Annotated in this window: 18 protein-coding genes; 10 read left to right on the top strand and 8 right to left on the bottom strand. The window is 71.1% G+C overall.

Going from position 1 to position 16979, the window contains the following annotated elements:
• Positions 1 to 256: 256 nt before the first annotated feature.
• The gene (locus ACIHIX_RS37900; protein ID WP_399964485.1) at positions 257 to 886 is read right to left on the bottom strand and encodes a TetR/AcrR family transcriptional regulator; all 630 of its coding nucleotides are present in this window, start codon (positions 884 to 886) and stop codon (positions 257 to 259) included.
• Positions 887 to 1005: 119 nt separating this feature from the next.
• Between ACIHIX_RS37900 and ACIHIX_RS37895 the strand changes: the two genes are divergently transcribed.
• Complete coding sequence (locus ACIHIX_RS37895; protein ID WP_399964483.1) at positions 1006 to 1434, top strand: 4-oxalocrotonate tautomerase family protein; 429 nt, start codon at positions 1006 to 1008, stop codon at positions 1432 to 1434.
• Complete coding sequence (locus ACIHIX_RS37890) at positions 1427 to 2437, top strand: zinc-binding dehydrogenase (protein ID WP_399964482.1); 1011 nt, start codon at positions 1427 to 1429, stop codon at positions 2435 to 2437. Before ACIHIX_RS37895 ends, ACIHIX_RS37890 begins: the two co-directional genes overlap by 8 nt.
• Before the next feature lie 41 nt (positions 2438 to 2478).
• Here ACIHIX_RS37890 and mftG read toward each other — a convergent pair whose 3' ends face one another.
• Both mftG and mftF read right to left on the bottom strand, forming a co-directional pair.
• Positions 2479 to 3981, bottom strand: coding sequence for a mycofactocin system GMC family oxidoreductase MftG (gene mftG / locus ACIHIX_RS37885; protein WP_399964480.1), 1503 nt, complete (start codon positions 3979 to 3981; stop codon positions 2479 to 2481).
• Entirely contained in the window at positions 3978 to 5375 is a 1398-nt protein-coding gene (gene mftF / locus ACIHIX_RS37880) for a mycofactocin biosynthesis glycosyltransferase MftF (protein ID WP_399964478.1), read from the bottom strand. The genes mftG and mftF overlap by 4 nt, the downstream gene beginning before the upstream one ends.
• A gap of 270 nt (positions 5376 to 5645) precedes the next feature.
• On the opposite strand from mftF, the gene ACIHIX_RS37875 reads away from it, so the two are divergent.
• Genes ACIHIX_RS37875 through ACIHIX_RS37865 form a run of 3 tightly spaced genes read left to right on the top strand, consistent with a single transcriptional unit; the run spans position 5646 to position 7836 of the window.
• A complete protein-coding gene (locus ACIHIX_RS37875) occupies positions 5646 to 6719 on the top strand; it encodes a Rieske 2Fe-2S domain-containing protein (RefSeq protein WP_399964476.1) in 1074 nt (357 codons plus the stop codon).
• Positions 6716 to 6901, top strand: coding sequence for a hypothetical protein (locus ACIHIX_RS37870; protein ID WP_399964473.1), 186 nt, complete (start codon positions 6716 to 6718; stop codon positions 6899 to 6901). Before ACIHIX_RS37875 ends, ACIHIX_RS37870 begins: the two co-directional genes overlap by 4 nt.
• Positions 6898 to 7836: a PDR/VanB family oxidoreductase gene (locus tag ACIHIX_RS37865; protein WP_399964471.1), complete on the top strand. Its 939-nt coding sequence runs from the start codon at positions 6898 to 6900 to the stop codon at positions 7834 to 7836. The genes ACIHIX_RS37870 and ACIHIX_RS37865 overlap by 4 nt, the downstream gene beginning before the upstream one ends.
• Here ACIHIX_RS37865 and ACIHIX_RS37860 read toward each other — a convergent pair.
• Complete coding sequence (locus ACIHIX_RS37860; RefSeq protein ID WP_399964469.1) at positions 7751 to 8620, bottom strand: IclR family transcriptional regulator C-terminal domain-containing protein; 870 nt, start codon at positions 8618 to 8620, stop codon at positions 7751 to 7753. The two genes, ACIHIX_RS37865 and ACIHIX_RS37860, sit on opposite strands and share 86 nt — an antisense overlap.
• A 138-nt stretch (positions 8621 to 8758) precedes the next feature.
• On the opposite strand from ACIHIX_RS37860, the gene ACIHIX_RS37855 reads away from it, so the two are divergent.
• From ACIHIX_RS37855 to ACIHIX_RS37840, 4 genes are read left to right on the top strand one after another with little or no spacing between them, the layout of a single operon-like run.
• Positions 8759 to 9727, top strand: a complete 969-nt coding sequence (locus ACIHIX_RS37855) for an ABC transporter substrate-binding protein (RefSeq protein ID WP_399964467.1) — start codon at positions 8759 to 8761, stop codon at positions 9725 to 9727.
• On the top strand, positions 9724 to 10506 hold the full coding sequence (locus tag ACIHIX_RS37850) for an ABC transporter permease (RefSeq protein WP_399964464.1): 783 nt from the start codon (positions 9724 to 9726) through the stop codon (positions 10504 to 10506). Before ACIHIX_RS37855 ends, ACIHIX_RS37850 begins: the two co-directional genes overlap by 4 nt.
• The gene (locus ACIHIX_RS37845) at positions 10503 to 11282 is read left to right on the top strand and encodes an ABC transporter permease (RefSeq protein WP_399964462.1); all 780 of its coding nucleotides are present in this window, start codon (positions 10503 to 10505) and stop codon (positions 11280 to 11282) included. The genes ACIHIX_RS37850 and ACIHIX_RS37845 overlap by 4 nt, the downstream gene beginning before the upstream one ends.
• 20 nt (positions 11283 to 11302) lie before the next feature.
• Positions 11303 to 12112, top strand: a complete 810-nt coding sequence (locus ACIHIX_RS37840; protein ID WP_399964460.1) for an ABC transporter ATP-binding protein — start codon at positions 11303 to 11305, stop codon at positions 12110 to 12112.
• A 3-nt stretch (positions 12113 to 12115) separates the two neighbouring features.
• Here ACIHIX_RS37840 and ACIHIX_RS37835 read toward each other — a convergent pair whose 3' ends face one another.
• From ACIHIX_RS37835 to ACIHIX_RS37820, 4 genes are read right to left on the bottom strand one after another with little or no spacing between them, the layout of a single operon-like run.
• Complete coding sequence (locus ACIHIX_RS37835; RefSeq protein ID WP_399964458.1) at positions 12116 to 12931, bottom strand: ABC transporter permease; 816 nt, start codon at positions 12929 to 12931, stop codon at positions 12116 to 12118.
• A gap of 10 nt (positions 12932 to 12941) precedes the next feature.
• Positions 12942 to 13805 (bottom strand): ABC transporter permease, encoded by an 864-nt coding sequence (locus tag ACIHIX_RS37830; RefSeq protein ID WP_399964456.1) that lies wholly within the window; start codon positions 13803 to 13805, stop codon positions 12942 to 12944.
• 3 nt (positions 13806 to 13808) lie between these two features.
• On the bottom strand, positions 13809 to 15017 hold the full coding sequence (locus ACIHIX_RS37825) for an ABC transporter substrate-binding protein (protein WP_399964454.1): 1209 nt from the start codon (positions 15015 to 15017) through the stop codon (positions 13809 to 13811).
• Between the two features lie 25 nt (positions 15018 to 15042).
• Positions 15043 to 16080, bottom strand: a complete 1038-nt coding sequence (locus tag ACIHIX_RS37820) for an ABC transporter ATP-binding protein (protein WP_399964452.1) — start codon at positions 16078 to 16080, stop codon at positions 15043 to 15045.
• Positions 16081 to 16183: 103 nt separating this feature from the next.
• Here ACIHIX_RS37820 and ACIHIX_RS37815 point away from each other — a divergent pair, with 103 nt between their 5' ends.
• Positions 16184 to 16942: a FadR/GntR family transcriptional regulator gene (locus ACIHIX_RS37815; RefSeq protein ID WP_399964449.1), complete on the top strand. Its 759-nt coding sequence runs from the start codon at positions 16184 to 16186 to the stop codon at positions 16940 to 16942.
• Positions 16943 to 16979 lie beyond the last annotated feature (37 nt).

The following is a 16979-nucleotide window of genomic DNA, read 5'->3' as shown; positions in this document are numbered from 1 at the left end:
GACGAACAGCGCCCGACCAGCCAGCGGCAGACACGCCGTCCGCGACCGACGCCTGACCACCCGGCGGCAGACACGGCGTCCGCGACCGACGCCACATCACCCCACGGCCGCCACAACACCGACGTCAGGCGCCCGCCCAGCCAGCGGCAGACACGCCGTCCGCGACCGACGCCTGACCACCCGACGACAGACACGGCGTCCGCGACCGACGCCACATCACCCCACCGCGGCCACAACACCGACGAACGGCGCCTGATCAGTCGGCGGCAGCACGGTGTCGGCGATCGGCGCCTGATCGCTCGGCGGCGGCCACGGTGTCGGCGATCACCGCTGCCAACTGGCGCTCCACCAGGTCCAGCGGTCGCATGCTCCGCTTCGCCCGGCACATCGCGATCGCCCCCTCGACGCCCGCCACGACGAGGGCCGCGACACCCGCGGCCTGCTCGCGCTCCACGCCCCGGTCCCGCAACGACTCCGCGAGCAGTCGCTCCCACCGCCCGAACGCCTCGGCGGCGGCGAGAAGGGCGGGCGGCGTCTCGTCGATCGGCGGTTCCTCGACGGAGACGGCCAGCACCGGGCAGCCGGCCCGGTAGTCGCTCTCGACGACGATGCCGCGCCACAGGGCGAGGAAGGCGCGCAGCCCGGCCGCCGGGCCCGCGTCGAGTTCCTTGCGCAGGATGCGCTCGACCGCCGTACCGGCGTATCGCACCGCCTCGGTGGCCAGTTGCTGCTTGCCCTCGGGGAAGTAGTGGTAGGTCGAGCCGAGCGGCGCCTTGGCGTGTTTGGCCAGCTCACGGATGCTCGTGGCGTTCAGACCGCGCCTGCTGATCATGTCGGCAGCGCCGGCCACGATGCGCTCGCGCGACGGTGTGCTGGATTCCGCCAAGGCCGTGCCCCTCTCTGGTTATAACGCTCGTCATAGTCTAGCGTGGGCGCCGCCTATAACGACTGTCATAACCCGCAGTCGTCCGTTCCCTTGAGTTGAGCGAGCGAAGGAGACCCGTCATGCCGATGATCCGGCTCACCGTCCCGTCCGGTGCCCTGACCGAGGAGGGTCGCGGGACCGTACGGCGCGACCTGGCCGACGTCCTGCTGCGCTGGGAGGGAGCACCCGACACGGCGTTCTTCCGGGCCCAGGCGTGGAGCTACCTGGTCGAGCTGCCCGCGGGGGCGCAGACCACCGCCGAGGACGACGCGCCGCGCTTCCTGGTGGAGGTGACCGTGCCGCAGGGCGCGCTGTCCGAGCGCCGCGAGGCGGGGCTGGTCGAGGAGGCCACGAGGACGGTCCTCGGCGCGGCCGGGCTGTCTCCGAACGAGGCGCCGCGGGTGTGGGTGCTGGTCCACGAACAGGCCGACGGCACCTGGGGCGCGGGCGGCTCGGTGGTCCGCTACGCCGACCTCGTGGCCCTCGCGAAGGGACAGACCGGTGCGTGAACTGACCTACGTCGCCCGTGACACCGTCGAGTGGCGGGAGGCGCCCGACCCGAAGGTGCGGTCCGGCCGGGAGGCGATCGTCGCGCCGGTCGCGGCGACCTCCTGCGACGTCGACACCGCGATCCTCGCCGGACACGGCTTCCTGGATCCGCCGTTCGCGCTCGGGCACGAGTGCGTGGCCCGGGTGGTGGAGATCGGGGACGCGGTGACCGGCGTGGCCCCCGGGGACCTGGTCGTCGTCCCGTGGTCGCTGAACTGCGGTGCGTGCGACCACTGCCGTGCCGGACTCACCGCGCACTGCACGGCCGTACCGCACATGGCGATGTACGGCGCCCCGATCGGCGGCACCTGGGGCGGGCTCTTCTCCGACCTCGTCCGCGTGCCCTGGGCGGACGCCATGCTGGTGCCACTGCCCGGCGATCTGGATCCCGTCGCGATGGCGTCGGCGAGCGACAACTGGTCGCTGTCCTGGCGGCTGGTCGCACCGCACCTCAAGGCGCGGCCCGGCGCCCGGGTCCTGGTCGTGGCGCGCGGCAGCATCGGGCTGTATGTGTGCGACATCGCCCGCGCGCTCGGCGCGTCGGAGGTGCTGTACGTCGATCCGGACCCCGAACACCGGGAACTGGCGCGGGGATTCGGTGCCGCCACGGCCGAGTCCCTCGATCCCGTCCGGCACGGCTTCGACATCGCGGTGGAGGCCACGGGCCGCGTCGACCAGCTCGCGCTCACCGTGAAGTCCCTTGCCCCGGAGGGCGTCTGCGAGTCCGCGGGCAACCACTTCCGCCCCGGCGAGCTGCCCCTGCTCGACATGTACCTCACCGGCGTCACCCTGCGCATCGCCCGCGACAACGTCCGCGGCCACATCCCCGACGCCCTGGAACTCGCCCGCTCGGGCAGGGTCGACCCGGCGCGCGTGGTCTCGCACGTCATCGACTGGGAGCAACTGCCCGACGCCCTGCCGGAGAAGCACCTCAAGCCCGTGTTCGTACGGGCGGACGGCTGACCGGGGACTTCGACGGACGCCTCGTCCCGGCGCCCCGAGCCTCACGGGAGCGCGCGCCTCATGGCGTCCGCGACGAGTTCGCCGATGAGTACGGCGGTGGCGGCCGGGCCCCGTACGGGGGCGTCAGGGAGGATCGAGGTGTCGGCGACCCTCAGGCCCGCGATGCCGTGGACGCGGCCGTACTGGTCGACGGCGGGGCCCATGGGGACGGTTCCGCAGGTGTGCTGGGCGGTGCCCAGGTGGTCGGCGATCCAGGCGTCCAGGGCCCGGTCGTCGGCGAGGGTGCCGGGGGCCGGGCCGAGGAACGCGCGGGAGACCTCGGCGAAGGCCCGGGTGGTGGCCAACTCCGCCGTGGCACGCACGACTTCACGCAGGCGGCGACGGTCGTCAGGGGTGCGCAGATAGCCGTACTTGATGCGCGGTGGGGTGTTCGGGTCGGCCGACCCGAGGCGCAGGGTGCCTGTGCGGCGGGGCGTCTGCGCCGACGCCAGGAAGGCCAGCGGTGCGCCGGGGGCGGTGACGGTGCCGCCGACCAGGGCCGCCATCGGCGTCAGGGACTGGAGGATCTCCAGGTCCCCGGGGTGGGGAGCGTCGGTGGAGGACAGGTGCAGGCAGCCGCCCAGCCAGGAGTCCACCGGGGCGCCCAGATCCTGGTGCGGGGTCCATTCCAGGGCCACTTGCGGGTGGTCGCTGAAGGCCGCTCCTACGGCGGGGAGGTCCTGGAGCACGGGCACGCCGAGGCGTTCGAGGTCGGCGCGGGGTCCGATGCCGGACAGATGCAGGAGCTGCGGGGTGGCGAACGCCCCCGCGCAGAGAACGACTTCGCCCGCGTCGAGGACGGTGCCGTCAGCGAGCCGTACCCCGGTGGCACGGCCCCGTGCCACGGTCACTCGCACCACCCTACGGCCGCCCAGGACGGTCAGGTTCGGGCGGTCACGCAGGTAGGCGACGGCGGTGTTGAGCCGTAGGCCGTCGACGGCGTTGGAGGGCACCGGCCCGAAGCCCGGCGCTTCCTGGGCGTTCTTGTCCGGTTCCGCCGGATACCCCAGCTCCCTTGTGGCGGAGGCGAATGCGGTTGCGGCCGGATGCTTCGGCTCGCCGCGCCGCACCCGCAGCGGGCCGTGGGCGCCATGCGTCCGGCTCGGCCCGAAGTCGAGGTCGGTCTCCATGCGGCGGAGGTGCGGCAGCACCCGCTCATAGGCCCAGGCGGGGTGGCCCGCCGCCGCCCAGCGGTCGAAGTCCTCGCGCCGGGCGCGGATGAAATAGCCGCCGTTGACGGTCGTGGAGCCGCCGAGGTACTGGCCGCGAGCGGCCGTGTACGGGCGGTCGGGGGTCAGCTGGGCAGGATAGGGCCGGACCGCCGGGTGGCCCGGCCGGGCACCGGGGACCAGACGGGCGTCGAGCAGATCGGCGGGGAACGGTCCGGTCGGTGCGGGGCCCGCCTCCAGCAGGAGCACCCTGCGGCCGGGGTCCTCGGCGAGCCGCGCGGCCAGTACGGCGCCGGCGGCTCCCGCGCCGACGACGAGGACGTCGTACCGGCTCATCGCCCCGACCGTACGAAGCGGGGGCGCAGGGCCGCCGTGGAGCGGCCCCTGACGGCCGACCACCACACGCCGCTGCCGTACGCGAGGTCGTCCAGGCGGCGGGCGAGGCCGTAGCGGACGGGGTCCAGGGGCGCGCGGTCGCGGCGGTGTTCGAGGGCTATGTCGGTCAGCGCGGCGACGGCCGCCGCCCTGCGGACCCGGCGGGAGGCCGCGCAGCCGAGGGCGGTGAGGGGCCACCAGTGCCGGGTGAGGAGGGCGGAGGCCTGGGAGAGGGCCGCGACGGTGCCGTGGGCGGTGAGCCGCGCGGCGAGGCGGTGCGGGTGCTCGGTGCCGGAGAGCTTGCGGGCGATCCTCAGCACGGTGACGCCGCACACGGCTCCGGCGACGGGGAGCGACCAGCGGCGCTGGGCCAGCAGGGCGAGGAGGAGAGCGGTGTTCCAGGGGGCGAGGACGGCCGGGGCGATGAAGCGGGGGTGGCGTTCGGCCAGGGGGTGGGCGCCGGTGCCGTAGACGGCCTTGCGGCGGAACCAGTCATGGACACGGACCCGGTGTTCGTGGGCTGCCTCCACTGCGGGCTCGTACCGCACCCGCCGGCCGTTCTCGATGAGCCGCCAGCACAGGTCCACGTCCTCCCCCACCCGCAGCCGCTCGTCGAGCCCGTCTCCCAGGGCGTCGACGCGTGCGACGGCACAGGCCGTCGGGACCCAGGAGACCGGGCTGCCGGGCAGGACGGTCGCCGGGTGGGCGCCCAGGTCGAGCGAGGAGCGGGCGCTCTCGTAACGGCCCAGCCAGTTGGTGGAGTCGGCGGTCGCCAGCGCCGTGATGCGCGGGACGGCGAGGGCGAGCCGGGGGTCGTGGAAGTGCCGGAGCAGGGTGGGGACCGTGTCGGGGTGCAGGACCACGTCGGAGTCGACGAAGACGACGTACGGAGTGGTGACGCGGCGCAGCCCGGCGTTGCGGGCCCCGGCCGGGCCGACGTTGACGGGGAGCGGGAGGAAGGTGGCGCCGTGCCGGACGGTGACGGCCTCGACGGCGTCGGGGCGGACGGACGCGTCGTCGACGACGATGACCGTGCGCCCGGTGCCGATACTGGTGAGCAACCGGTCCAGTTGGCGCGGGCGGTCCCGGACCGGGACCACGAACGTGTGCCGCCAGTCCGCGAGTTCGGGCAGCGCGGCGATGACGGGGTTGGCCATTCCGGCGTCGAGCAGCCGCTCCGCCAGCAGCGCGCTCGCCGGGCCGGTGACGCGCAGGTCCCGGCCGCTCAGGAGGGGCCGGGCCCGCGCGGAGAGACGGAGCAGGCGGGTGGGGAAGCCGCCGAGGAGGGCCCGGCCGCCGTCGACGACCTCGGTGTGCCGGTCGAGCGTGACCGTGAAGCCGTGGGGCAGGGACATTGCCGAACCACCTCCGTGCGGGTCCAACTCCGTGCGGGCGTCGGTCACATCAGCCGCGGGACACCGGGAGCGCGCTCCTCGAAGATCTGAGCATACGTGCGAGGTGCCCCCTCGGACGGCGAACGCCTTGGCGCCCGGACACGTCGCAGCAGCGAACCTCTTCTGAACAGGCGCTTCACAGCCCTCCTTCCGTGAGGCGGAAGCCGTGTTGCGCCCCTGTGACGCCCTTCCCGACGATGTCGGCAACGCAGACAGACGGGAGCCGCAACGATGCCGCACACGACCGCCTTCGCCCGGAACCAGTGGTACGTCGCCGCCTACAGCCATGAGGTGGGGCGCGAGGAGCTGCTGGGTCGCACGATCCTCGGTGAACCGCTCGTCTTCTACCGGACGGAGGAGGACGGGACGCCGGTCGCGCTCGCCGACCGGTGTGTGCACCGCCGGTACCCGCTGCACGAGAAGCCCAGCAGGCTCGACGGCGACCGGCTCGTGTGCGGGTACCACGGGTTCACGTACGACACGAGCGGCACCTGTGTGTACGTGCCGGGGCAGAAACGCGTTCCCCGTACGGCGCGGGTCGCCTCCTATCCGATCGTCGAGCAGGACTCGCTGATCTGGGTGTGGATCGGCGACCCGAAGCTCGCCGACGCCGACACCGTCCCGCGGGCCCGGCACCTCGACTCCCCCGGCTGGGTCACCGTGCGCGGCATGGAGCCCATCGACGCCGACTACGGCCTCCTCGTCGACAACCTCCTCGACCTCTCCCACGAGACGTATCTGCACGGCGGCTACATCGGCACCCCCGAGGTGGCCGAGACACCGATCACCACCGAGGCGGACGAGGGCGCGGGGATCGTCCGGGTGAGCCGGCACATGGACGACGCCGAGTGCCCGCCGTTCTACGCCAGGTCGACCGGGATATCGGGGCGGATCACGCGCTGGCAGGACATCGAGTACCACGCGCCCTGTCTGTATCTGCTGCACAGCCGGGTCGCGCCGGTCGGTGTGGTGCCCGAGGCGGACGGCAGCGACCCGGGGGGCTTCCACACCGAGGTCACCTACGCCATCACACCGTCCGAGGACGGCAAGGTGTACGACTTCTGGGCCGTGTCGCGGGACTGGGCGACGGACGACGCCGAGGTCACCGAGTTCCTGCGGAGCAACAACCACACGGTCGTCATGCAGGACGTCGACGCGCTCAACCTGCTTCAGCGCACGCTCGGTTCGGAGCGCACGGGATACCAGGAACTCAGCATCAACATCGACACCGGCGGCCTCGCCGCCCGCCGTATCCTCGCCCGCCTGGTCGAGGAGGGCGACAAGCCGGTGGAGAAGGCCCTGTGAGCAGCGGGCTCTTCTCCGACGGGCCGCGCGAGATCTACCGCGTCGACTGGCTGCCGGGCACCGACGTCCTGCACGGCACCTGTCACTGCGGCCGCGAGCACACCGCGCAGGACCCGATCGAGATGTGGGAGTGGATGCTCGCCCACCCGCAGGGACACGAGCCACGAGGGAACCCTTCATGAACGAGGTGTACGAGGCCGAACTCGTCGTCGAACGCGCCGAGTTCGCCGCTGACGGCGTGCTCGCCCTCTCGCTGCGCCACCCGCTCGGCGAGCCGCTCCCGGCCTGGGAGCCCGGCGCCCACGTCGACGTCGTCCTCGGTCCGGGACTGGAGCGCCAGTACTCCCTGTGCGGGGACCCCGCCGACCGCGCCGTCTGGCGGATCGCCGTGCTGCGCGAGCCGGACGGGCGCGGCGGATCGGCGCATGTGCACGAGCAGTTGGGGCAGGGCGACAAGGTGCGCGTGCGCGGGCCCCGCAACCATTTCGCCCTCAGGCCCGCCGCCCGCTATCGCTTCGTCGCGGGGGGCATCGGCATCACTCCGATCCTGCCGATGCTGGCGGCGGCGGAGGCGGCGGGGGCGGACTGGACCCTGCTCTACGGTGGCCGGACACGACAATCCATGGCGTTCACGCAGGAGTTGAGCCGCTACGGCGATCGCGTCACCATCGCTCCCCAGGACGAGACCGGGCTGCTGGACCTGCCCTCGGTGCTCGACTCCGTTCCCGAGGGCACGTTGGTCTACTGCTGTGGTCCCGGGCCGCTGCTCGACGCGGTGGAGGCGCGCTGCCCGGCCGGGTGCCTGCACATGGAGCGGTTCACGCCCAAGGAGCAACAGGGCGTCGAGAACACGGAGTTCGAGGTGGAGCTGGCACGGAGCGGCGCGACCGTGACCGTCGCGGCCGACGTCTCGGTGCTCGACGCCGTGCGCGCCGCTGGGGTGGAGGTGCTGTTCTCCTGCACCGAGGGCACCTGCGGGACCTGTGAGACCGACGTCCTGGACGGCACTCCGGATCACCGGGACTCGGTGCTCACGGACGAGGAGCAGGAGGCCGGGGAGACGATGATGATCTGTGTGTCCCGGTGCCGGGGGCGTCGACTGGTCCTCGACCTGTAGCCGCGGCCCCCGTGGCCATCCGCAGGTCCGCCTCGATCCCGGCGACCGTGTCCAGGAGATGCGGGAGCAGGTCGCGGCGGACGGAGGCCACGGTGTTGCGGCTGGCGTGCACCGGGATGTTCACGGCCGCCACCACTTCGCCGTCCCGGTCGCGCACCGGGGCGGCGACCGAGCGCAGCCCCTCCTCCAGCTCCTGGTCGACGACGGCGTAACCCTGGCCCCGCACCCGGTCGAGTTCGGCGCGCAGCAGCTCGGCGGAGGCGATCGTGCGCGGCGTCAGCGCGCGCAGGTCGGCACGGGAGAGCGCCAACTCCCGCTCTGTCTCAGGAAGATGGGCGAGGATTACGCGGCCCACCGAGGTGACGTGGGCGGGGAAGCGGGTGCCGACCGTGATCGCCGCCGTCATGATGCGGCGTGCGGGCACCCTGGCGACGTACACGATCTCGTCGCCGTCGAGAACGCACAGGGACGACGACTCCCTGGTGCGCTCGACCAGTTGCTCCAGATGCGGTTCGGCGATCTGCGCCAGGGAGAAGCCGGCGAGATAGGAGTAGCCGAGTTCCAGGACGCGCGGGGTGAGCCGGAAGGTGCGGCCGTCGGCGTGGACGTATCCGAGGTCGGCCAGGGTGAGCAGGAAGCGGCGGGCCGCCGCGCGGGTCAGTTCCGAGGCCCGGGCGACCTCGCTGAGCGTCAGTTCCGGATGGTCGGCGTCGAACGCGCGGATGACGGCGAGGCCGCGTTCGAGGGAGCGGACGAAGTGCGGGGCGCGGGTTGCTGCAGGCATGGCCGCCTCCAGACTGTCAACAATATTGTTAGCCAAGGGCATTGACCGCGGCGAGCAAAGACTCTACCTTTCGCGCTGTGCACCAACGTGCGCTCTGCGCACACCTGTCGGAACAACGAAGTCTGCACAGGAGGAGCCATGCGTCGTCTGCTCGCCGCCCTCGCGGCCGGAGCATTCCTGGTCACCGTGTCGGCCTGTGGCTCGTCCGGGGACTCGGACTCGTCGGACAAGGCGTCGTCCGGCGGCACCACCAAGGTCAAGGTCGGGGTCATCCCGATCGTCGATGTCGCCCCGCTCTATCTGGGCCAGAAGAAGGGCTTCTTCAAGAAGCAGGGCCTGGAACTGGAGATGACACTCGCGCAGGGCGGCGCGGCCATCGTGCCCGCCGTCGCCAGCGGTCAGTACCAGTTCGGTTTCTCCAACTCGACCTCGCTGATGATCGCCCAGTCCAACAACGTGCCGGTGAAGGTCGTCACCAACGGCATCGCCTCAACGGGCGTGCAGGGCAAGGACTTCGGCGCACTGGTCGTCAAGGGCGACAGCTCGCTCAAGACGGCCGACCAGCTGGAGGGCAAGAAGGTCGCGATCAACACCCTGAAGAACATCAACGAGACCGCGGTGCGCGAGTCGGTGCGCAAAGCGGGCGGCGATCCGGACAAGGTCAAGTTCGTCGAACTGGCCTTCGACCAGATGCCGGCGGCCCTCGACAGCGGGCAGATCGACGCCGCGATGGTGGTGGAGCCGGCGCTGGCCACGGTGAAGAGCCAGGGCGGCCGGGAGATCGCCTCACCGCTGGTCGACGTCGCCCCGAACCTGACGGTGGCGATGTACTTCACCTCCACCTCGTACGAGACCCAACACCCGGACGTGGTGCAGAAGTTCAAGGCCGCCGCGGCCGAGTCGCTCGCCTACGCGGACGCCCACCCGGACGAGGCCCGCGAGATCGTCACCACGTACACGAAGATCCCGGCGGCCGTACTGGCGAAGGTCACCCTGCCGGCCTGGCCCGCCGACCCCGACCGCGCCTCGCTCGACGCGCTGGCGAAGCTCGGCCGGACCGACGGCCTCTTCAAGACGGCCCCCGACCTGGACAAGCTGCTGCCGTGAAGGGGCAGACCGCCGTCAACGCCGCACTCGGCGCGGCCGGGCTCGTGGTCTTCCTCGCCCTGGGCGAGGCGGTGCCGCGGCTCGGCCTCGTCAAGGAGGCCTACTTCCCGCCCGCCAGCCGTATCGCCGACGCCCTGGCCGACGAGTTCGCCGACGACACCTTCTGGACCGCGCTCGGCGACACCCTCACCGGCTGGGCGCTCGGCCTGCTGATCGCCTCCGGCGCCGGCATCGTGGCGGGCATCCTCATCTCCGTGGTCCCGTATCTGCGTGAGGCGACGGCGTCCACGATCGAGTTCCTGCGCCCGATCCCGTCGGTGGCGCTGATCCCGCTCGCCGTGCTGCTGTACGGCACCGAACTCGAGTCGGTGCTCATCCTCGTCGTGTACGCCTCGTTCTGGCAGGTGCTGGTCCAGGTGCTGTACGGCGTCCAGGACGTCGACCCGGTCGCCGAGGAGACGGCGCGGTCCTACGGTCTCGGCACCTGGGCCCGGGTCCGCCATGTGCTGTGGCCGACCGCGCTGCCGTACGTCATGACCGGGGTGCGGCTCGCGGCGGCCGTGGCGCTGATCCTCGCCGTGACCGCCGAACTCGTCATCGGAGCACCGGGGTTGGGGCAGCGGATCGCGGTCGCGCAGAACTCCCAGGCGGTACCCGAGATGTACGCTCTCGTCGTGGTCACCGGCCTGCTGGGCCTGCTCATCAACGTGGGTGCCCGCGCGGTGGAGCGGCGGGCGCTGGCCTGGCACCAGTCGGTGCGCGGGGAGGTGGCGGTGTGAGGCGCGTCCTGCTGAGAGTGCTCTTCGTGCTCACGCTGCCCGTGCTGCTGGTCGCCGGGTGGTGGGCGGCGTCGGACGGCAGCACGAACGTGTTCTGGCCGCCCCTGCGGACCATCCTGAAGACCTTCCCGGACGTCTGGACGGCCGACCGCCTCAAGGACGACGTCCTGCCCAGCCTGCTGCGCCTGACGGCCGGTTACGCGTGCGCGGCGGTCGTCGGCGTCGCGCTGGGCACGGTCATCGGCTCGTACCGGAAGGTCCGCGCGTTCTGCGAACCGGTCCTGGAGTTCCTGCGGGCGGTACCGCCCCCCGTACTGGTCCCGGTCATCATGCTGTTCGCGGGCATCGGCGACACCATGAAGATCGCCGTGATCGCGAGCGGCTGTGTGTGGCCGGTCCTCCTCAACACGGTGGAGGGCGTGCGCGCGGTGGACCCGGTGATGGCGGAGACGGCGAAGTCGTACGGCATCTCCGGCGTCGCCCGCCTCAAGGACGTGGTGCTGCGCTCGGCGAGCCCGCAGATCTTCGCGGGGCTCAGACAGGCCCTGTCGATCGGCATCATCCTGATGGTCATCAGCGAGATGTTCGCCGCCAGCAACGGCATCGGCTTCACGGTGGTGCAGTTCCAGCGGAGTTTCGCGATCCCCGACATGTGGACCGGCATCCTCGTCCTCGGCCTGCTCGGCTTCGTCCTCTCCGTCGTCTTCCAGGTGGTCGAGCGGCGGATGCTCGGCTGGTACCACGGTCTGCGGGCCTCGGCCCGGCGGTCCCCGTGACCCTCACGAAAGGGCGGTCCATGCACGCACTGGTCGTATCCGGTCTGCGGAAGGTCTACGAGGGGTCGGGGCGCCGGGTGGAGGCGGTCCGTGACCTCACCTTCACCGTCGAGGCGGGCGAACTCGTCTGTCTCGTCGGCCCGTCGGGCTGCGGCAAGACGACCCTGCTGAAGTGCATGGGCGGCCTGCTCGCCCCGACGGCGGGTGAGGTGCGGCTGGCCGGGGAGAAGGTGAGCGGGCCGCCGCCCGGGATGGCGTTCGTCTTCCAGGAGTACGGACGCAGTCTCTTCCCCTGGATGCGGGTCGGCGACAACGTCGAACTTCCTTTGAAGCAGAAGGGCTTGAGCAAGGCGCGGCGCCGGGAGCTGGTCTCCGACGCGCTGGACTCGGTCGGTCTCGCGGACGCCGCCGGGGCGTACCCCTGGCAGCTCTCGGGCGGCATGCAGCAGCGGGTGGCGATCGCCCGCGCCCTGGCGTACGAACCCCAAGTGCTCCTCATGGACGAGCCGTTCGCGGCGGTGGACGCCCAGACCCGGGCCGATCTGGAGGATCTCGTACGGGGACTGTGGCGGGAGCGCGGGATCACGATCCTCTTCGTCACCCATGACATCGACGAGGCCGTGTATCTGGGTCAGCGGGTGATCGTGCTGTCGGCCTCCCCCACGGTGGTGCGGGAACAGCTCAAGGTCGATCTGCCGGACGAGCGCGACCAGTTGCACACCCGGGTGGCCCCGCGCTTCGCCGAACTGCGGACCCATGTGTACGAACAGATCCAGTCGGCCAAGCGCGGGAGCACCGATGCCCCTCCCCCCGGGCAGTCACTCACCTGACCCTCAGACCCGGCTCCCGCCCGCCGTGTCCGCCGACAGCCGCTGGGCGACGTAGATCGGGAGCACCGACAGCAGCACCAGCACCGCCGCGACCACGTTGACCACCGGCGCCTGCTGCGGCCGGGTCATGTTGTCGAAGATCCAGATAGGCAGGGTCTCGACGCCCGGCCCCGCGGTGAACGTGGTCACCACGATCTCGTCGAAGGAGAGCGCGAACGCGAGCAGTCCGCCCGCGAACAGTGCCGAGCGCACCAGTGGGAAGGTGATGTCGGCGAAGGCGCGGAAGGTGTTCGCGCCGAGGTCCATCGCCGCCTCCTCGTACGAGCCGGAGGTGCGCCGCAGCCGGGCGACGACGTTGTTGAAGACGACGACGATGCAGAAGGTGGCGTGTCCGACGACCACGGTGAACAGTCCGAGCCCGACCCCGAGCGGCTCAAGTACGGTGCTGAAGGCCGAGTTGAGCGCGATGCCCGTGACGATGCCGGGCAGCGCGATCGGCAGGACGACCACGAAGGAGATCGCGTTCCGGCCGAAGAACCGGTGCCGGGCGACCGCGAAGGCGATCAGCGTGCCCAGCGCGAGCGCGATGGCGGTCGCGCCGAGCCCCGCCTTCACGGACGTCCAAAGGGCCGCTCGCGCACCGGAGTTGTCCCAGGCCACCGACCACCAGTGAACGGTGAGCCCGGACGGCGGCCAGCTCGCGCTCCGGTCGGGGTTCAGGGAGTTGACGAGGACGAGCAGCAGCGGCACGTAGATCACCACGAAGCCGAACCCGGCGGCGACGCGCAGCGCGATCCGCGCGGAGCGGGACAGTTGCACGGGGGCTCCTCTACAGACTGCTCAGGGCGCCCGTGCGCCGCATCGCCAGCAGATACAGCACGATGACGACGACGGGGACCGTGCCGAGGGCGGCGGCCATGGGCAGGTTGAGTTCGATGTTGGAGTAGACGAGATTGCCGATCAGCTGGGTCTTGCCGCCGACGATCTGCACGGTGATGTAGTCACCGAGGCTCAGGGAGAACGTGAACACCGATCCGGCCGCGACCGACGGCAGCACCATCGGCAGCACGACCGACCGGAAGGTCCTCGGGCCCTTCGCCCCCAAGTCCGCCGAGGCGTCCAACAGGTTCGCCGGCAACTGCTCCAGCGCGGTGTGGATCGGCAGGATCATGTACGGCAGCCAGAGATACGTCAGGGTCAGCACCGCCGCCGTCAGCCCGTACCCCGGCCCGCTCAGCCCGAACGGCCTCAGCATCCAGTCGGCGAGCCCGCCCTCGGAGAGGATGAGCCGCCAGGCGTACACCTTGACCAGGTAACTCGCCCACAGCGGCGTGAGGATGGCGACGACGAGCAGCGGCCGCCACCGGGGCTTCGCAACGCGGGCGGTGCAGAAGGCGAGCGGGAAGGCGATGACCGCGCACAGGGCGGTGACGGCCAGGGCGACTCCGACGCTCCGCAGGATCACCTGCCGGAAGACCGGGACGGTGAACAGCTCATGGAAGTTGTCGGTCGACCAGACCTTCACCACCTCGGAGGTGAAGGAGTTCGTCGTCCAGAACGCGGAGACGAACAGCACGCCCAGCGAGCCGAGATAGAGCACCGCGAGCCACAGCAGCGGGGCGGTCAGCAGGAGGGTGAGCCTGAGGCGGGGGCGCCGGTGCAGCGCCCCCGCGGTCCGGGTGATCAGGGCCATTTGTCAGCCCTTGATCTCGGTCCAGGCCTGGACCCACTTCGCGTACGGCACGCACTTGACGTCGGTGCGGCCGTCCAGGCACTGCTCGATGGGCGTGTTCCAGAAGGCGATGTTCTTCCAGTAGCTCTCGTCGGCGGCGTGGTAGGTCGTGCAGAAGTTCTTGTCGCTGGTCAGCACGCAGGCCTTGGAGTTGGCCGGTGCCTCGCCGAAGTACTCGGCGACCTGGGCGTTGACCTTCGGGGAGACGATCCAGTCCAGCCATTTGTAGGCGCAGTTGGGGTGCTTGGCCTTGGCGGAGACCATCCAGGTGTCGGACCAGCCGGTCGAACCCTCCTTCGGCACGAAGGCCTTGACCTTGGCACCTTCGTCGGCGGTGAGGTTGGCGATGACCTGCCAGGTGGTGCCGACGACGGAGTCACCGCTCTTGAAGGCGGAGATCTCCTTGAGGTAGTCGCTCCAGTACTCGCCGATGTCGGCGTTCTGCCGCTTGAGCAGGTCCACGGCGGCGTCGAACTGCTTCTGGTCCAGGGCGTAGGGGTCCTTGATGCCGAGGTCGGGCTTGGTCGCCTTCAGGTACAGGGCGGCGTCGGCGATGTAGATGGGTGAGTCGTACGCGGTGACGTGGCCCTTGTACTTCGAGGCGTCGTCGAAGACCGCGGACCAGGAGGTCGGGGCCGGGGTGACCTTCTCGGTGTTGTACATCAGCAGGTTGGCGCCGCGGCCGTGCGGGATGCCGTACATCTGCCCGTCGACGGAGTTCCAGGAGCCGTCCTTCAACCCGCTGTAGATGTCCTGGTAGTTGGGGACGAGGGCGGTGTTGACGGGGGCGGCGTCGCCGGAGGCTATGAGGCGCAGCGAGGCGTCGCCGGAGGCGGAGACTGCGTCGTACTGCCCCGTCTTCATCAGTTTGACCATCTCGTCGGAGCTGGCGGCGGTCTTGGCGTTGACCTGGCAGCCGGTCTGCTTCTCGAAGTCGCTGACCCAGTCGACCTTGGGGTCGTTGGAGCCGTCCTCGACGTAGCCGGCCCAGGCGATGAGGTTGACCTGGCCCTCGGTCCTGCCGAGTTTCGAAGGCGCTTTCAGGTCAGGGGGGTTGAGGCCGGTGGCCGAGGAGCCGGTGCCGTCGTCGGAGGATCCGCAGGCGGTGGCGGCGAGGAGCAGTGCGGCGACGGCTGCCGCCGCCTTGAGGGTAGAGCGCACGACGTACTCCATACGTGAGGGGGACGAGCGGGGACGGTCAGTCGGGGACGGGCACGGCCACGGCGTGCCGTCGGTGCCATCGCAGGCGCACCCGGGTGCCTCGGTAGGCGGCGACGTCCTCGGAGGAGGTCTCCAGGTTCTGCTGGAGGGCGGTGAGGCGGCCGCCGTTGTCGAGGTCGACGAGGAAGCGGGTCGCGTCCCCGAGGTAGACGACCTCGGCGACGGTGCCGACGGCGGTGGAGTGCTCGGGCTCGTCGGCCTCGGCGGACTCCTTGAGGACGCGGATCTTCTCCGGCCGGATGCTGTAGGTGCCGGGGCTGCCGACGATCCGGTGGGCGGACTCGCCCTCCAGGAGGTTGGAGGTGCCGACGAAGGAGGCCACGAACGGGGTCGCGGGGCGTTCGTAGACCTCGGCGGGGGTGCCGACCTGTTCGATGCGGCCCTGGTGGAAGACGGCGATGCGGTCGCTCATCGTCAGGGCCTCCTCCTGGTCGTGGGTGACGAAGACGAAGGTGATGCCGACCTCGCGCTGGAGCGCCTTGAGTTCGACCTGCATCTGCTCGCGCAGCTTGAGGTCGAGGGCGCCGAGCGGTTCGTCGAGCAGCAGGACGCGGGGGCGGCCGACGAGGGCGCGGGCGAGGGCGACGCGCTGCCGCTGGCCGCCGGAGAGCTGGGAGGGGCGCCGCTTGCCGAACCCTTCGAGGCGCACCTCGGCCAGCGCCTTGCGCGCCCGGACCAGCCGCTCCGCCTTCGGCACCTTGCGGACCTTGAGCGCGTAGGACACGTTCTGCTCGACGGTCATGTGCGGGAACAGGGCGTAGTCCTGGAAGACGGTGTGCACGTCGCGCTCGAAGGGGGCGAGTCCGGTCACCTCCTGCCCGGCCAGCTCGATCCGGCCGCCGCTCGGGGCCTCGAACCCGGCGATCATGCGGAGCACGGTGGTCTTGCCGGAGCCGGAGGGACCGAGCATCGAGAAGAACTCGCCGTCCCTGATCTCCAGATCGACCCCGGCCACGGCGGTCGTCTCCCCGAAGGACTTCCGCAGGCCTTGCAGCCGGATCGCCATTCCCTCCATGGGCGGGAACCTTCCTGGTGCTCTCGTGCGTTGACCTATTGACCGGAAACATATGAAGTCATAGTTCAAAGCTCAAGGCCCCCTTAGGGTAAAGCTTGAGTCAATGAGCAAGGTGGTGGCCGTGAAGCAGACGCAGATGAACGGCGGCGCCCGGAAAGCCGTCTTCGCCCCGGTCGACAGCCGGGCGAGGGTCGACGCCGTGGTGCGCCGGATCGGCGACGCCATCGAGCTCGGCCTGCTGGCCGACGGCGAGCAGCTGCCCGGCGAGACCGAGCTCGCGGGCCAGCTGGGCGTCTCCACCGTGACGCTGCGGGAAGCACTCATGGCGCTGCGCCAGCAGGGCCTGGTCACCACCCGCCGGGGCCGCGGCGGCGGCTCGTTCGTCTCCCTGCCCGAAGTCCCCGGCGAGGAACGCCTCAAGGTCCGGCTGCGCGGCTGGAGCACCGAGGAACTCCGTGACCTCGGCGACCACTGGGCGGCCCTGTCCGGCACGGCGGCCCGCCTCGCGGCCGAGCGCACCGACCCGGACGACCTGGTCCAACTCCGCCGTACGGCGGAGGAGTTGACGCAGGCCGTCGACGCGGCGGCGCGCAGCCGGGTGTACGGCCGCTTCCACGTCGAACTCGCGGCGGCGTCCCAGTCGGCCCGCCTGACCCGGGAGCAGGTGGCGTTGCAGACCGAAGTGGGGGCACTGCTCTGCCTTGTGCTCGGGGACGACGAATATCGTGAAGAGGTCTCCGAGCGACTCCGATTCGTCATCTCGGCGGTGCAGGATGGGGCCCACGAATTGGCCAGGGAACAGGCCGAGCGGTGCGTCCAGGAGTCGACGTCGCGGCTGATCGCCCGGCGTCTGACGCTGTAACCCACCGCTCGCGAGGTCCCCGTCCGCTGGAGGGCAG

This window comes from Streptomyces sp. NPDC051913, assembly GCF_044593635.1.
Taxonomy (GTDB): domain Bacteria; phylum Actinomycetota; class Actinomycetes; order Streptomycetales; family Streptomycetaceae; genus Streptomyces.
The sequence above is the reverse complement of the archived record's forward strand: the minus strand, read 5'-3'. Positions and strand labels throughout refer to the sequence as shown.

Excerpts from the sequence above, each read along its gene's own strand:
- ACIHIX_RS37895 (WP_399964483.1), top strand. The coding sequence starts at position 1,006 with ATGCCGATGATCCGGCTCACCGTCCCGTCCGGTGCCCTGACCGAGGAG.
- mftG (WP_399964480.1), bottom strand. The coding sequence starts at position 3,981 with ATGAGCCGGTACGACGTCCTCGTCGTCGGCGCGGGAGCCGCCGGCGCC.
- mftF (WP_399964478.1), bottom strand. The coding sequence starts at position 5,375 with ATGTCCCTGCCCCACGGCTTCACGGTCACGCTCGACCGGCACACCGAG.
- ACIHIX_RS37875 (WP_399964476.1), top strand. The coding sequence starts at position 5,646 with ATGCCGCACACGACCGCCTTCGCCCGGAACCAGTGGTACGTCGCCGCC.
- ACIHIX_RS37865 (WP_399964471.1), top strand. The coding sequence starts at position 6,898 with ATGAACGAGGTGTACGAGGCCGAACTCGTCGTCGAACGCGCCGAGTTC.
- ACIHIX_RS37860 (WP_399964469.1), bottom strand. The coding sequence starts at position 8,620 with ATGCCTGCAGCAACCCGCGCCCCGCACTTCGTCCGCTCCCTCGAACGC.
- ACIHIX_RS37855 (WP_399964467.1), top strand. The coding sequence starts at position 8,759 with ATGCGTCGTCTGCTCGCCGCCCTCGCGGCCGGAGCATTCCTGGTCACC.
- ACIHIX_RS37840 (WP_399964460.1), top strand. The coding sequence starts at position 11,303 with ATGCACGCACTGGTCGTATCCGGTCTGCGGAAGGTCTACGAGGGGTCG.
- ACIHIX_RS37830 (WP_399964456.1), bottom strand. The coding sequence starts at position 13,805 with ATGGCCCTGATCACCCGGACCGCGGGGGCGCTGCACCGGCGCCCCCGC.
- ACIHIX_RS37825 (WP_399964454.1), bottom strand. The coding sequence starts at position 15,017 with ATGGAGTACGTCGTGCGCTCTACCCTCAAGGCGGCGGCAGCCGTCGCC.
- ACIHIX_RS37820 (WP_399964452.1), bottom strand. The coding sequence starts at position 16,080 with ATGGAGGGAATGGCGATCCGGCTGCAAGGCCTGCGGAAGTCCTTCGGG.
- ACIHIX_RS37815 (WP_399964449.1), top strand. The coding sequence starts at position 16,184 with ATGAGCAAGGTGGTGGCCGTGAAGCAGACGCAGATGAACGGCGGCGCC.